Annotated in this window: 12 protein-coding genes; 9 read left to right on the top strand and 3 right to left on the bottom strand. The window is 70.8% G+C overall.

What is annotated here, in order from left to right; all coding sequences use genetic code 11:
- Positions 1 to 90: 90 nt before the first annotated feature.
- Genes CHF16_RS07085 through CHF16_RS07055 form a run of 7 tightly spaced genes read left to right on the top strand, consistent with a single transcriptional unit; the run spans position 91 to position 9,388 of the window.
- The gene (locus tag CHF16_RS07085) at positions 91 to 1,113 is read left to right on the top strand and encodes an ABC transporter substrate-binding protein (protein WP_143227899.1); all 1,023 of its coding nucleotides are present in this window, start codon (positions 91 to 93) and stop codon (positions 1,111 to 1,113) included.
- Positions 1,094 to 1,957, top strand: a complete 864-nt coding sequence (locus CHF16_RS07080) for an ABC transporter ATP-binding protein (protein WP_245868269.1) — start codon at positions 1,094 to 1,096, stop codon at positions 1,955 to 1,957. The genes CHF16_RS07085 and CHF16_RS07080 overlap by 20 nt, the downstream gene beginning before the upstream one ends.
- Entirely contained in the window at positions 1,950 to 2,714 is a 765-nt protein-coding gene (locus tag CHF16_RS07075) for an ABC transporter permease (RefSeq protein ID WP_089325117.1), read from the top strand. The genes CHF16_RS07080 and CHF16_RS07075 overlap by 8 nt, the downstream gene beginning before the upstream one ends.
- Positions 2,715 to 2,743: 29 nt before the next feature.
- On the top strand, positions 2,744 to 4,801 hold the full coding sequence (locus tag CHF16_RS07070) for a hydantoinase/oxoprolinase family protein (RefSeq protein WP_089325116.1): 2,058 nt from the start codon (positions 2,744 to 2,746) through the stop codon (positions 4,799 to 4,801).
- Positions 4,798 to 6,528: a hydantoinase B/oxoprolinase family protein gene (locus CHF16_RS07065; RefSeq protein ID WP_089325115.1), complete on the top strand. Its 1,731-nt coding sequence runs from the start codon at positions 4,798 to 4,800 to the stop codon at positions 6,526 to 6,528. Before CHF16_RS07070 ends, CHF16_RS07065 begins: the two co-directional genes overlap by 4 nt.
- Positions 6,521 to 8,032 (top strand): GMC family oxidoreductase, encoded by a 1,512-nt coding sequence (locus CHF16_RS07060; protein WP_089325114.1) that lies wholly within the window; start codon positions 6,521 to 6,523, stop codon positions 8,030 to 8,032. Before CHF16_RS07065 ends, CHF16_RS07060 begins: the two co-directional genes overlap by 8 nt.
- Before the next feature lie 6 nt (positions 8,033 to 8,038).
- On the top strand, positions 8,039 to 9,388 hold the full coding sequence (locus CHF16_RS07055) for an aldehyde dehydrogenase family protein (RefSeq protein WP_089325113.1): 1,350 nt from the start codon (positions 8,039 to 8,041) through the stop codon (positions 9,386 to 9,388).
- Positions 9,389 to 9,391: 3 nt separating this feature from the next.
- On the opposite strand, the gene CHF16_RS07050 is transcribed toward CHF16_RS07055, so the two are convergent.
- Together CHF16_RS07050 and CHF16_RS07045 are read right to left on the bottom strand one after the other, a co-directional pair.
- Positions 9,392 to 10,159 carry an LLM class flavin-dependent oxidoreductase gene (locus CHF16_RS07050; protein WP_218826564.1) on the bottom strand — a complete coding sequence of 256 codons (768 nt, stop codon included), beginning with the start codon at positions 10,157 to 10,159 and terminating at the stop codon, positions 9,392 to 9,394.
- A 106-nt stretch (positions 10,160 to 10,265) separates the two neighbouring features.
- Positions 10,266 to 10,976, bottom strand: a complete 711-nt coding sequence (locus CHF16_RS07045) for a hypothetical protein (protein WP_179271423.1) — start codon at positions 10,974 to 10,976, stop codon at positions 10,266 to 10,268.
- 477 nt (positions 10,977 to 11,453) lie between these two features.
- Here CHF16_RS07045 and CHF16_RS07035 point away from each other — a divergent pair, with 477 nt between their 5' ends.
- Positions 11,454 to 11,858, top strand: coding sequence for a squamosa promoter-binding protein 15 (locus CHF16_RS07035; protein ID WP_089325109.1), 405 nt, complete (start codon positions 11,454 to 11,456; stop codon positions 11,856 to 11,858).
- A 147-nt stretch (positions 11,859 to 12,005) separates the two neighbouring features.
- Here the strand turns inward: CHF16_RS07035 and CHF16_RS07030 are convergent, their stop codons facing one another.
- The gene (locus CHF16_RS07030; RefSeq protein WP_218826563.1) at positions 12,006 to 12,239 is read right to left on the bottom strand and encodes a hypothetical protein; all 234 of its coding nucleotides are present in this window, start codon (positions 12,237 to 12,239) and stop codon (positions 12,006 to 12,008) included.
- A 766-nt stretch (positions 12,240 to 13,005) separates the two neighbouring features.
- On the opposite strand from CHF16_RS07030, the gene CHF16_RS07025 reads away from it, so the two are divergent.
- Entirely contained in the window at positions 13,006 to 13,689 is a 684-nt protein-coding gene (locus CHF16_RS07025; protein ID WP_089325108.1) for a hypothetical protein, read from the top strand.
- The last annotated feature ends 338 nt before the right edge of the window (positions 13,690 to 14,027 follow it).

Below are 14,027 nucleotides of genomic sequence, written 5' to 3'. Positions count from 1 at the left end.
TGTACATTCCAAGCTGTGAGTTGGATACAACTGCTCCATAGATGCGTCCAACGCTGACGGAAAGGCCAACACTGAGCGGAAAGGGTGGTGGTGGCGGTGGTCCTCTCCGGCGGGACCGGGCGCGGTGTCGCGGCCGGGGCCGTGCTGGGCGCGCTGCTCATGGCGGGCGCCGGCTGCGGTGACGGCAGGGCCGGCGGGACGTCCCTGACGAAGGTCACCTATCGCGGCCCGTTCGTGACCAGCGGCGGTGACGCGCCGCTGTACTACGCCGACGAGCTCGGCTACTTCGAGGAGGAGGGCCTGGACGTCGCCATCCGCGACAGCAAGGGCTCCGGGCAGACCGTCACCGACGTCGGCAACGGCGGATCGGACTTCGGCATGGCCGCCGCGACCAACCTGATCATGTCGATCGACCGGGGGCAGCAGGTCGTCGGCGCCGCCACCTACCTCGGCCGGAGCAGTTTCGGGTTCTTCGTCCCGGCGGACTCCGGCATCGCCTCGATCCAGAACCTGCGCGGCCGTTCCATCGCGGTGTCCGCGCTGGTGGAGCAGAACATGTACGCGGCGCTGGCGGCCGCGGGGCTTGCCAAGTCCGACGTCAAACCCGTCGTCGCGGACGCCAACGCGCTGGTCACTACCTACGTCAGCGGCAAGGCCGACGCCATGTACACCGTCCGGTCCTTCCTGCCGCAGACGCGGCGGCGGGCGTCGAACGTCCTGATGCAGTCGGACGCCGGGTTCAACCCGCCCGACTACGTCCTGGTGGTCACGAAGAAGACCATGCGGGACCGGCCGCAGCTCGTCCGGAGCTTCGCGCGCGCCACGCTGCGCGGCTTCCAGGCGGCGAAGAAGGACCCCGATGCCGCCATCAAGGCGCTCACCAAAGAGCATCCCGAACTCGACCCGAAGCAGTCGCTCGGAGTGCTGAAGGCCGTCCTCGGCTTCATGTGCGCGCCCACGCAGAGCGGCCGCCCGTACGGGGAGAACGCCCCGGCCGACTGGAAGGGCACCGTCGAGGCGCTGAAGCGCACGGCGGGCCTGCGCGGCACCGGCACGTACTTCGACAACGCCCTGTTCAAGGAGGGAGGCGGCCTTGGCTCCGGCACGTGCTGACCTGCGCCGCCGGGCCGGCGGCGAGGACGGGACGGCCCGCCCCCTGCGGGCGGCGGGCCTGGCGAAGGAGTTCCCCTCCCGCGACGGGACGATCGTTGCGCTGGACGGCGTCGACCTCACCATCGCCCCCGGCGAGTTCGTCAGCGTGCTCGGGCCCAGCGGCTGCGGCAAGAGCACGATGCTGACGATCATGGCCGGTCTCGACGCCCCGACCGGCGGCGAGGTGACGATCGGGGACCGGCCGGTGACCGGGCCGCTGCTGGAGGCCGGGGTCATGTTCCAGCGCGACCTGCTCCTGGACTGGCGCACCTGCGAGGACAACGTCCTCCTCCAGTTCCAGATGCGCGGGCTGGCCACCGCCCCGCACCGCGAGCACGCCCGGGAACTCCTGGAGATGGTCGGGATGTCGCGCTTCGCCCGGCGGTTCCCCCGCGAGCTGTCCGGCGGCATGCGGCAGCGCGTGGCGCTGTGCCGCGCGCTGGTGCACCGGCCGCCGCTGCTGTTCATGGACGAGCCGTTCGGTGCGCTCGACGCCCTCACCAGGGAGAACCTCAACACCGAACTCGGCGGGCTGGCCGCACGGGCCGGGACCTCGGTGCTGTTCGTGACGCACGGGATCGACGAGGCCGCCTTCCTCGCCGACCGGGTGGTCGTGATGTCGCCGCGTCCGGGCCGGATCGTCGGCGAGGTCCGGATCGACCTGCCGCGGCCCCGGCCGGCGGAGGTCCGCGAGACCCCGGAGTTCGTCGCCTGCACCGGCCGCCTCCGCCGCATGCTCACCCACGGGCGTCCGGAGGCCGAGCCCGCCGGAGCCGGGGCGGGGGAGGCGGTGCCCGATGCCTAGGCTCGCACGGCGGATCGGCGAGCTGACCGCGTTCTGGTACCTGCTCGCGATCGCGCTGGTCGTGGCGGTGTGGCAGGCGGTCGTGCTGTTCGGCGGTACCCCGGACTACCTGCTGCCCACCCCGGTCCAGGTGGCCGAGGCGCTGTCGACCTATCACGAGCCGCTGCTGCGGGAGAGCTGGGTGACGCTGCGCGGGATCCTCCTGGCGTTCGGGATCTCGGCCGTGGCCGGTGTGGCGGTCGCCGTCCCGATGGCGTTCTCCCGCGCGGTGGAGCGGCTGGGCTATCCGCTGCTGGTGATGAGCCAGGCCGTGCCGAAGGTGGCGCTGGGCCCGCTGTTCATCGTGTGGCTCGGCTTCGGGCTGATGACCAACGTGCTGATCGCCGTGTCCGTCGCGATCTTCCCCGTGATCGTCAACACCGCGCTCGGCCTCACCTCGATCGACCCGGACCTGGTCAGGCTGGGCCGCTCGATGGGCGCGTCCCGCTGGCGGCTGTTCCGCCTCGTCCGCCTGCCGAACGCGCTGCCGAGCGTCCTGGCCGGTCTCAAGGTCGCCATCACCTTCGCGGTGATCGGGGTCGTCGTCGGCGAGTTCATCGTCGGCGGGTCGGGCCTCGGCTACCTGACGATCTCGGCGAGCGGCAACCAGAACGTCCCGCTGCTGTTCGCCTGCGTCATCACCCTGGCCGTGCTGGGCGCCCTGACGTTCGCCGCCGTCGACCTGCTCGAACGCGTGGCGCTGCGCAGGCACCCATGAGGAGTCCCATCAACCCGAAGGGGTAGCACATGCCGATCAGGGCCGCCATCGACATCGGCGGGACCTTCACCGACGTCGTGGCCTACGACGACGTCAAGGGCACGCTCATGCTGGGCAAGGCCCTCAGTACGCCCCACGACCTCATCGACGGCGTGTTCGGCGGCCTGGGGGCGGCGGGCGTCCCCGTACCGGACCTGGACTTCGCCATCCACGGCAGCACCGTCGTGGTGAACGCGCTGATCGAGCGCAAGGGCGCGCGGACCGCGCTGCTCACCACGGCGGGGTTCCGGGACGTGTACGAGATCGGCCGCATCAACCGCCCGGACGCGTTCAACCTCGCCTTCACCCGGCACCGGCCGCTGATCCCCCGCGAGATGATCTTCGAGGTGCCGGAGCGGACCCGCGCCGGCGGCGGGATCGCCCGGGAGCTGGACGAGCCCCGCACCCGCGCCATCGCCCGCCGGCTGGCCGCGCTCGGCGCCGAGGCGGTGGCCGTGGTGCTGCTGCACGCCTACCGGAACCCGGCGCACGAGATCCGGGTGGGCGAGATCCTGCGGGACGAGCTGCCCGGCGCGTACGTCACGCTGTCGCACGAGATCAGCCGGGAGTACCGCGAGTTCGAGCGGACGTCGACGGTCGTGGCCAACGCGTTCGTGGGCCCGCTGGTCAGCGACTACCTCGGCCGCCTCGAAGACCGGCTGCGGGCGGGCGGCTCCGGCGCGCCGCTCGCGGTCATGCAGTCCAACGGCGGCGTGTCCGACGTGGCCACGGCGTCCGGGCAGTGCGTGCAGATGCTGGAGTCGGGCCCGGCCGGCGGCGTCGTCGGCACGATCGCGCTGTGCGAGGCGCTCGGCCGCCGCGAGGCGATCGCGTTCGACATGGGCGGCACGACGGCGAAGTCGGCGGTGATCCGCGACCTGACGTTCCCGATGGCCAGCGACTACTTCCTCGGCGGCTACGCCACCGGCCTCCCGATCCGCGTCCCCTGCCTGGACATCGTGGAGGTCGGCACCGGCGGCGGCAGCGTCGCGTGGCTGGACGAGGCCGGCGGCGTCCACGTCGGGCCGCGCAGCGCGGGCGCCGACCCCGGCCCGGCCTGCTACGGCCGCGGCGGCACCGAGCCCACGATCACCGACGCGTCGGTGGTCCTCGGGCACCTGGCGCCGAGCGGTGCGCTCGCCGGCGGGCTGCGCCTCGACGGCGACGCCGCCCACCGCGCGGTCGGCGGGCTGGCCGACCGCCTCGGCATGGACCCCGTCGCCACCGCCGCCGGGATCATCGCCATCGGGGCCGCCTCGATGGCCAACTCCGTCCGCGCGGTCACCACCGAGCGGGGCCTCGACCCCCGGGACTTCACCCTGGTCGCCTACGGCGGGAACGGCCCGCTGCACGTCTCGCAGGTCGCCCGCGAGCTGTCCGTCCGGCGCGTGGTCGTGCCGCAGGTCCCGGCCCTGTTCTCGGCGCTCGGCATGCTCATGGCCGACCAGCGCCACGACGTCGTCCAGACGGGCGTGCGGACCCTCGGCGACACGACCGCCGAGGAGATCGAGGAGGCGTACCGGACGCTGGAGGACGAGTGCGAGCGCGCCCTCGCCGCCGGCTCGCTGCGGTTCGGCGGGGTGGAGTTCCTGCGCGCGGCGGACATGCGGTACGTCGGCCAGGAGCACACCGTCACGGTCGACCTCCCGTCCGGGACGATCCGCACCATCGGCGACCTCAAGCGGGCCTTCGACATCGCGCACGAGCGGCGCTACAGCCACAGCGCCCCCGGCGAGCCCGCGCAGATCGTCAGCCTGCGGGTCTCTGCGGTCGGCCGGCTCCGCAAACCCGACCTCACCAAGATCGAAGAGGGCGGCGAGAGCCCGCCCGCCGACGCCCGGACCGGCACCCGCGACATCGTCTTCGCCCCCGCCGGGGGCGCGGTCGCGGTACCGGTGCTCGCGCGGGCGGCGCTGCGGGCCGGCAACCGCGTCACCGGGCCCGCCGCCATCGAGGAGCCGACCGCCACCACCCTGCTGCACCCCGGCGACCGCGCCGACGTCGACGGGTACGGGAACCTGCTGCTGGAGATCGGAGCCCGACCGTGACCGACATCGATCCGATCACCGCCGAGATCATCCGCGCCGGGTTCGTCTCGATCACCGAGGAGATGAAGACGAACCTGATGCGCACGGCGTACAACCTCATCATCTACGAGGCCCAGGACTTCACCGTCGGGCTGTTCGACGCCTCCGGCGAGACGATCTCGGTCGGGCTGGGGCTGCCGATGTTCGTGGGCGGCCTGTCCGACGCGATCAAGGCGAAGCTGGAGTTCTACGGGCCGGACGGCATCCGGCCGGGCGACATCCTGCTCACCAACGACGCCTACATCATGGGCAGCCACCTCAACCACATGATCTTCACGCTGCCGATCTTCCACGACGGCGAGCTGGTCGCCTTCGCCGCGTCGATGGCGCACTGGATCGACGTCGGCGGCGTGCTCGGCGGCACCACCACCGACATCTACTCCGAGGGCCTCCAGGTCCCGATCGTGAAGATCTTCAAGGAGGGCGTCCAGGACGAGGAGCTGACCCGGCTGATCGCGATGAACGTCCGGTTCGAGGACCTCGCGATGGGCGACTTCCGGGCGCAGGTCGCCGCCGTCCGCACCGGCGAGACCCGGATGCGCGCGATGCTCGAACGCTACGGCGCCGACGTCGTCCGGGCGGGCATCGCCGACGTGTTCCGCCGCGGCGAGGAGCTGGCCCGGCAGGCCGTCCGGCGCATCCCGGACGGCGAGTACCGCGCCGAGGCCTACATGGACGACGACGCGGTGAAGGTCGGCGAGCGGATCCCCGTCCGCGTCCGCGTCGCGGTCGAGGGCGACGCGATGACCATCGACCTCAGCGAGATGAGCCCGCAGGTCGCGGGCTACTTCAACTCGGGCGCCACCGCCGGGCGCTCGGCCGCGCAGGTCGCGTTCAAATGCCTCACCTCGCCGGACGAGTACCCGATCAACCACGGCTCGCTGCGCCCGCTGGAGGTGGTCCTGCCGCCGGGCACGGTCGTCAGCGCGGTCAAGCCGGCCGCGATGCGCCTGTGGATGACGTATCCGATGACGGTCGTCGACTGCGTGTTCCGGGCGATGGCGGAGGTCATGCCCGGTATCAGCATCGCCGGCCACCACGCCGACCTGGGGATGTCGCACACCTACGGCGTGGACGAGGCGACCGGGCGGTTCTTCCAGTTCTACGGCGGGCCGCAGGGCGGCGGCTGGGGCGCGACATCTCAGGCCGACGGGCAGAGCGCCACGATGTGCATCAACGACGGCGACACCCACAACGCGCCCGTCGAGGTGGTGGAGGCCAAGTACCCGATGGTCACCGTCGAGGAGTACTCCCTCGTGCAGGACTCCGGCGGCGCCGGGAGGCACCGCGGCGGTCTCGGCACCCGGCTGAAGATCCGCGTGCACACCGCCGCGAAGCTGGACACCTGGATCGAGCGCACCTCCTGCGCGCCCTGGGGCCTGGACGGGGGCCATGCCGCGGCGCGGAACCACGTGCAGGTCGAACGGGCCGGAGGCGAGGTGGTCACCTTCCCCAACGGGAAGGTCGGAGCACTCGACCTGTCCGCGGGCGACGCCCACGTCATCGAACTCGGCGGAGGCGGCGGCCACGGTGACCCGCTGGGGCGTCCCGTGGAGAAGGTCCTGGCCGACGTACGGGCCGGATATGTGTCGGCGGCGCGCGCGCGGACCGACTACGGCGTCGTCATCACCGATACCGGCGAGGTCGACGAGGCCGCGACCGCCGAGTTGCGGAACAGCCATGCGTGACGCTTACGACTACGTGATCGTCGGGGCGGGCTCGGCCGGCTGCGTGCTGGCCGACCGGCTGTCCGCCGGCACCGATGCCACAGTGCTGCTGCTGGAGGCCGGCGGCCCCGATGACCGGCCGGAGATCCGGGACAGCGTCCGCTGGGCCGAGAACCTCGGCGGCGACGCGGACTGGAACTACCGCACCGCGCCGCAGCACCACGCCGGCGGCCGGCGGATCCCCTGGCCGCGCGGCCGGGTGCTCGGCGGCTCCAGCTCGATCAACTCGATGGTCTACATGCGCGGCGCCCGGAGCGACTATGACGGCTGGGCGCGGCTGGGCAACGAGGGCTGGGCCTATGAGGACGTCCTCCCGGCCTTCCGCGACCTGGAGGACTTCCCCGGCGGCGACCCCCGCTACCGGGGAACCGGCGGGCCGCTGAAGGTCAGGATCCCCGACGACCACAGCCCGCACGCCGAAGGCTTCCTCGAATCGGCACTGGAGGCGGGCCACCCGTACAACGACGACTTCAACGGCGCCTCGGCCGCCGGGGCGGGCTGGAACCAGCTCACGGCCGTCGCCGGACGCCGCTGTAGCAGCGGGGACGCGTTCCTGCGTCCGGCACTGGAGCGGCCCAACCTCACGGTGGTGACGCAGGCCCGCGCGCGCCGCCTCGTCCTCGACCGGACCGGCCGGGTCACCGGCGTCGAGTACGAGCGCGACGGCCGGATCCTGACCGCCGGTGTCGACGCCGAGGCCATCGTGTCGGGCGGGACCGTCGAGTCGCCCAAACTCCTGCTGCTGTCGGGCATCGGCCCGTCCGCGGAACTGGCCGAGGCGGGCGTCGACTGCCTGCTCGACCTGCCCGGCGTCGGACGCAACCTGCACGACCACCTCGGCGTCCCGCTGACCTGGGAGGCCCGGCGGCCCGTCCCGCTCAGCCGGCACCAGCACAGCGAGGTCGGCCTGTTCTGCCGCTCCGACCCCGGGCTCGACTCACCCGACCTGCAGTTCGGCGTGCTGAGCGTCGCGCTCACCGCCGAGGGCACCGTCTCCCTCGACGCCGCCTACAGCCTCTATCCGTGCCTGCTCCGGCCGCGCAGCCGCGGCAGCCTCCGGCTCCGCTCGGCGGACCCGTCCGACGAGCCGCTGATCGACCCGAACTACCTGGAGTCGCCGGACGACAGGGACGCGCTCGTCCGCGCCATCGAGGTCTCGCGCGAGCTGGTGCGTGGCGCGGGCCTGCATGACTGGACCGGCACGGAGCTCCTCCCCGGGCCGGACACCGACGACCTGCGCGCCTATGTCGCCCGGACGGTCAACACCTGGTTCCACCCCGTCGGCACCTGCCGCATGGGCGAGGTCGTGGACCCGTCCCTGCGCGTGCGCGGCACGGCCAACCTCCGCGTGATCGACGCGTCGGTCATCCCGGAGATCCCCTCGGCGAACACCAACGCCGCCACGCTGATGATCGCGTGGCGCGGCGTCGACCTGATCAAGAGCGCCCGATCCTCACGAAAGTAGACGACCATGGCTGACCTGCGCGCTCTCTTCGACGCCCAGCGCCGCGCCGCCCGCACCCCCACCCTGGACGAACGCCGCGAGCACCTCGGCCGGCTCGCGGCGATGGTCATGCTGGCCCGCCCCCGCATCGAGCAGGCGATGGCGGAGGACTTCGCCGTCCACCCCGAGCAGCTCACCGCCCTGACCGAGGTGTTCGGCGTCGCCGGCCAGGCCGCCTACGCCGCCGAGCAGCTCCCCGCCTGGACGGCCCCGCAGCGGCGCCACGTCGACCCCGCCTTCTTCGGCGGCGCCACCGCCGCCATCGAATACCAGCCCAAAGGCGTGCTCGGCGTCATCTCCCCCTGGAACTTCCCGTTCCTGCTCTCCCTCGGCCCGCTCGCCGACATGCTCGCCGCCGGCAACCGCGTGATCATCAAACCGTCCGAGCTCGCCCCCACCTGCGCCGACCTCCTGCGCGAACTGGTCGACGAGACCTTCGACCCCGACCACGTCACCGTCGTGTGCGGCGGCCTCGACCTGGCCAAGGAGTTCCCGACGCTGCCCTGGGACCACCTCCTCTACACCGGCAACTCCGCCGTGGGCCGCGAGGTCGCCATGGCCGCCGCCCGCAACCTCACACCCCTCACCCTGGAACTCGGCGGCAAGAACCCGGCCATCGTCCACACCGTGGACGCCGAGACCGTCGCCCAGATCATCGGGAACAAGGCGGTCAAGAGCGGGCAGGTCTGCATCGCCCCCGACTACTGCCTCGTCCCGGCGGCCCGGCTCACCGACTTCATCGACCTCGCCCGAGCCCACGTCTCCGCCGGCTACTCCGCGTCCCCGGACTGCACGGGCATCATCACCGACCGCCACCTGGACCGCCTGCTGGCCATGCTGGACGAGGCGAAGGCCGGCGGCCACGAGATCATCACCCTCGAACCCGGGGCCGCCCCCGACCGCGCCACCCGCCGCATCCCGCTCACCCTGGTCATCGACCCCGACGACGACCTGCAGATCATGCGCGAGGAGATCTTCGGCCCCATCCTCCCCGTCAAGACCTACACCAGGCTCGACAACGCCATCGCCTACGTCAACGGGGGAGACCGCCCCCTCGCCCTCTACGTCTTCACCCCCGACGAGGCCGTCGCCCGGCACGTCCTCAACAACACGATCTCGGGCGGAGCCTGCGTCAACACCTGCGCCGTCCAGGGCGTCCTGCCGTCCCTGGGCTTCGGCGGCACCGGCACCAGCGGCTACGGCCTGCACCGCGGCATCGAAGGCTTCCGCGAGTTCTCGAACCAGCGAGGAGTCGTCACACGCGGCGAAGGCGACGCGATCGACACCTTCTTCCCTCCGTACACGGGCCTGCCGTAACGGCTACTGCCCGGCCAGCTCGGCCACGACCGGGGCGAGCACCGCGGCGGAATCGGCACCGAACACGAAGTAGGAGAAGCCGAGCTCCTCGCGCCGCCGCCGGATCTCTTCGGCGGCCGCCGCGGAATCGTCCGGCAGGATCGCCAGCGAGTCCGCGGTGCGCAGCGCGGCGGGATCGGTGTCGGGGGACGCCATGAACGGCGCGACGGAGTCGCCGACCACGGCCACATGCTGCGCGAGTTCGACGTCATGGACGGCCCGGAAGCCGTTGACCGCCTGCGCGATGGTGGCCCGATCGTCGCCCGGCATGATCGCGAAGGCGACCGTGTCCGCGAGGCCGGCCGCCATGGCCTGGGCCTTCGGCCCGCGCACGGCCATCACCACCGGCGTGTGCAGGCCGGGACCGTCGAGTTCGCGCAGCGCCGTCACGGTCTCGCCCACCTGGGCCAGCCGCTCCCCAGGCGCCAGGACGGGCAGCCCGCGCGCGCGGAGCTCGTCCTCGATGCCAGGCCTGCCGCTACCGATGCCCAACTCGAATCGCCCCTCGGTCAGCACCGACAGCGAGTGCGCCTCCCACGCGGTGCTCCAAGCCGGACGCAGCGGCGAGGCGTACACCCAGGTGCCCACACGCAGATCGGTGATGGTGGCCGCGACGGCCAGCGTGGGGGCGGGCGCGGGCTGCCATTGCGGGACGTCCGGCATCAGTAGCGTGGAGTACCCGCTGTCGGCGATACGCCGCACCTGCTCCCGCCATGCGGGCAGATCCGTCATGACCGGAGCCACAACCCCGAACCGAAAGGGCCGGACTCCAGCGCTTGCGGTCGAATCGCTCATCGTTCCGTCCAGTCCAGTGAGAGGTATGGGGCCGGTGCCGAACTCAGTGCTCCCGCAGGCCGCATTCGGCCGGGCAGAGGACGGAACCACTGGACATGATGACCGATGGCGGTCGCCTGAGCCGGATGAACGCAGCACCGGAGGCATCGGCGGTCAGGGCGTCGATATAAACCGTCGCCCCAGGCGATACGCCTGGCACGCTGTGCAGTTCCGCCTCCCTCGGGAGCTCAAAGGGCGCGCCTTCGAGAACGGCAAGGGCGGTCATGGTGTCATCGATCTCCTCAATGGTCAGCCGCCAGTGGAGGTCCGCCTCAGCCAAGAGGCCCTTGCCTCGGTGTCCATATTGGACGAGGGCATCTCGACGGCCACGAATGCACCGCGCTATGGCGCAGCAGAGCGGAACGCCAGTGCCGTAAGACGTGTCCACGCGATTGTGGCCGGCGGTGGGGAAATACCTCAGTGCTTCATCCAGGAGCCCGAGGGCCGCGTCCTTGATACGTGGCCGCTGACCGTGTTCGACGAGGTCCAACAGGATCGGGGTCGCCGCGAAGGCGGCGGGAAACACCATCCCCGCATGAGAGCTGATGAAGCCGCCCCCGGCGAGGAGCGCCGCCGCGTCGCCGATCTGGTGCACGGTTGTGGAAGTCGCCAGCAGCCGCAACCCGTGAGCAACATGCTCCGGCTCATCGCACTCATGCCACGTCGGATTGGGCATCGCCGCCCAGTTCACAGCATCGATGGCGTCAAGAACCACCCCCGCATCCTCCCGGATCGTGGCCGAGCACAAGGGGCAGGACGTCCAGCCGACCACACCGCCCCACCCTCACGATCGCCGACTGCACGGCGTCCGCCGCCCTCACCGTGGTCGACGCCGACCCTGACGGCACGGTGCCGGGCGGGGTCGGAGTGTTCACCGTCCAACCGGCTCGGATCACGGGAGCGCGCGTGATCAGGACAGGCTCAGCGACATCAGTGCGGTAGGCGCGGCTGTACTTTCGGTGCTGGTGCAGCTGATCGGAGTGCTGCTGATGGCGACCGTGGCCATCGGGGATACGGCGCGATGTCCGGCGCCAGTGGGCGATGGCCTGATCAACGGGGCCGGCGGCCTGCTTGGGAGTGGGCGCCAGCCCCCTATTCATTGCGGTCGTCCTCGTAGCGTGACCCGCCCGCTGCCGGCTGACCTACTGAAAAACAGTGTCGCTCCGGCGGGCGCGGAGTGCAGAATCGCTCCGTGAGCTGGGTGGCCAACGTGATGGTGTCGATAGACATGGAAGACCGTCCGCTTGTGGAGTCGCTGAGCGATTGGCTGCGTGGGGAAACCCCGCGGGGCGCGGATAAGCCTCCGCGTGGAGTGGGATATCTGCGTGAGACCACTGGCCAGGACACGGCCTGGGGTGGATGGAAATACCCGGAGTGTGAGGTGTGGGCCGGCGCGCTCAACCATGCCGATGTGAACGCGATCCTGGACCACATCGCGCAGATGCCCTGGCGGTACCCCAATTCGCTGCAGGTCTTCGTGATGGACCAGGAAGAGTCGTTCTTCAGGGTGTGGATGCTGAGGGACGGCGAACTGCGGCAGTACGCACCGACCACCCCCAACGAGGACGACCCGGACTTCTATCCGAAAGAGCCTTGACGCGACAGCCCTGCTGCCGGACGCGGCACGTCCCCGGAGCCCCTGCACCGGAAGCGGCCGTCCAAGCGCTGTGCCCCATAAGTCAACACCAGGACTCGGGCCCGTCGGCGGGTTCCGGGACGGTGACCCGGCCGCCTCGTCCGGGGCTCAAGGCGTGACGTCTACCGGGCCGAAATCGCCGGAGGTCGGCCGGACTGCCTGCTCATGGTCGGCTCGGTCGGCCTTGATGCGGGCCGTGGCGCGCCAGGCGGTGACGACCTGTCCGATGTTGGTGTCGAGATCGAGTTCGGCCGCGTCCGACAGGGCCTCGACCAGTTCCAAGGTGAAGCCGCGGACCTCTTCGGCACTCAGGTGGCGCACCCAGGGATACACGTCCGACATGGTCGGCACCAAAGTTCGGGCGGTCGGATCGTGCCTCATGAGCGCTAGGAAGATCCGCGACGCGGTCGCCAGGCTCTCGTCGCGCTGCTCCTCACGTTCGGCGGCCGTGAGATAGAAGTCAGGGCCGTCGCGGTGGGTGACGCGCAGCCGGCCGTGCGCTGTTCCGCAGCGCAGGCTGTTCCACGTGAAGCGGAACAGGCCCCTTAGTGGAACGGAGCTCGTGCGCGCGCTCGAGCGGGAGCTTCGTTCTGTGTTGCCGCCAGGCTGGGACTTGGGGGTGGTGCGCGAGCCGAAAGGGAGAGGACAGGAGCGTCCAGACCTGCTCCTTGATGTCCAAGCCCCCGACAGGGTCGGCGGCCGGATCCTCGTAGAGACCAAATCGAACATCGAGCCTCGTGATATCCCTGCGGTCCTCCGTCAACTCGACCGTCACGCGCAGACCGCTACACCGGGGGCCGGTGACCTGGGACGTCTGGCGGTGGCCCCGTACCTGTCCCCGCGCGCCCGCGAGCTGCTCGCCGCAGCCGGGGCAGGGTGGTACGACTCCACCGGCAACATGCGGGTTCGGTTGGACCGGCCAGGGCTGTTCGTGGAACGCCGGGGAGCCGACCGCGATCCGTACAGCGATGCGAAGGACCGACGGCTGCGGTCCCTGAGGGGCCGAGGCGCGGCACGTATCGGAGGCGGCAGACTTCTCCATAACACGCCTTGTGAGCGTTCGGATACAGCATGATGTGCGATGTGTCGGACGCCCGTGGAGGTTCCCATGACGGAAGTGATCGACGAGGGTCTCATCGAGTACTGCCACGAGGAGATCGTCGATGCGGCTCGCCGCAGTCCGATCCATCTGTACACACCGTCAGTGCTGCAGACGGCGGCCGAGGCACTGTGCGGCATCCAGACGGTGATCGAGGAACACGCCATCGCCGACGCCTTCACTCGTGCCTACGGCCCCCTGCCGTCCCGGCTGCTGGACGCCCTCACCGAACGCTTCGCGGGGGAGAACTACTTCGTCGACGAAACCATCGTCGATCCAGTCGCACTGCTGACTACCGCGGTGGAGTTCGTCTGCGACCACGTCGACGAGCCGGTCGCCGCACTAGAGGGCCCAGCGATGGCCGAGAGCCGCGCTGTCGCCGCCTACATGGTGCTGCCACGCCTGCCCGCCACGCCTGCGTGGGGTGAGGACGGCAACGCACCCCTGGTCGTCACTCTCGGGCGCCCGGACCGAGTCGCCCAGGACATAGTCGCTTCCTCTGGCGCAGGAGCCCCGTGGCGCGACTACGATCCCGGTCCCTGGGGCTGGTATCTCTCCCACGAAATACCCGGCCACTGGTTCCCCGGAGATGGAACACGAGTGGTGGCACAGGCGCCGTCCAACGAGACGGCGGGGGAGGTCGCCACCGTCATCGCCCAGGTGCTCACGGGAGAACTCCCGCTTCCGCGATGAAACCGGGTCCAACTGCCATGAGCGGCTCGCGCTCGGGGACGCCCTTGCTGGGCGGCGACAGCATGGAGGCGGGGGCGTGACGTTCGGGCCTCCTTGCCGTCTCCGCGGATTCGTAGGCGGCACCGTGCGTCACTTGGTGGGGGCGTTCGCTGCTGATGCCCATCGGTGGGGTAGAGGCATCGAGCAGCGGTCACGTTCACTGGTCGTGAAGGACCAGCCACCTCGTGGGCTTCCGGTCAGCGAGGATGCTCTTATGGATGTCAAGCGGCGAGTCTAAGATCGTTTGTGGTGATGATCTGGTAGAGCTCGCGGGCGACGTAGCGTTTGAGGCATCGGAT

Source organism: Actinomadura meyerae (genome assembly GCF_900188445.1).
Lineage (GTDB): Bacteria > Actinomycetota > Actinomycetes > Streptosporangiales > Streptosporangiaceae > Spirillospora > Spirillospora meyerae.
This window is presented reverse-complemented; position numbering and strand designations above follow the sequence as displayed.

Bases quoted from the DNA above. Each gene is read 5' to 3' on its own strand.
- CHF16_RS07055 (WP_089325113.1), top strand. From the start codon at position 8,039: ATGGCTGACCTGCGCGCTCTCTTCGACGCCCAGCGCCGCGCCGCCCGC.
- CHF16_RS07070 (WP_089325116.1), top strand. From the start codon at position 2,744: ATGCCGATCAGGGCCGCCATCGACATCGGCGGGACCTTCACCGACGTC.
- CHF16_RS07025 (WP_089325108.1), top strand. From the start codon at position 13,006: ATGACGGAAGTGATCGACGAGGGTCTCATCGAGTACTGCCACGAGGAG.
- CHF16_RS07050 (WP_218826564.1), bottom strand. From the start codon at position 10,159: ATGACGGATCTGCCCGCATGGCGGGAGCAGGTGCGGCGTATCGCCGAC.
- CHF16_RS07075 (WP_089325117.1), top strand. From the start codon at position 1,950: ATGCCTAGGCTCGCACGGCGGATCGGCGAGCTGACCGCGTTCTGGTAC.
- CHF16_RS07030 (WP_218826563.1), bottom strand. From the start codon at position 12,239: ATGTCGGACGTGTATCCCTGGGTGCGCCACCTGAGTGCCGAAGAGGTC.
- CHF16_RS07060 (WP_089325114.1), top strand. From the start codon at position 6,521: ATGCGTGACGCTTACGACTACGTGATCGTCGGGGCGGGCTCGGCCGGC.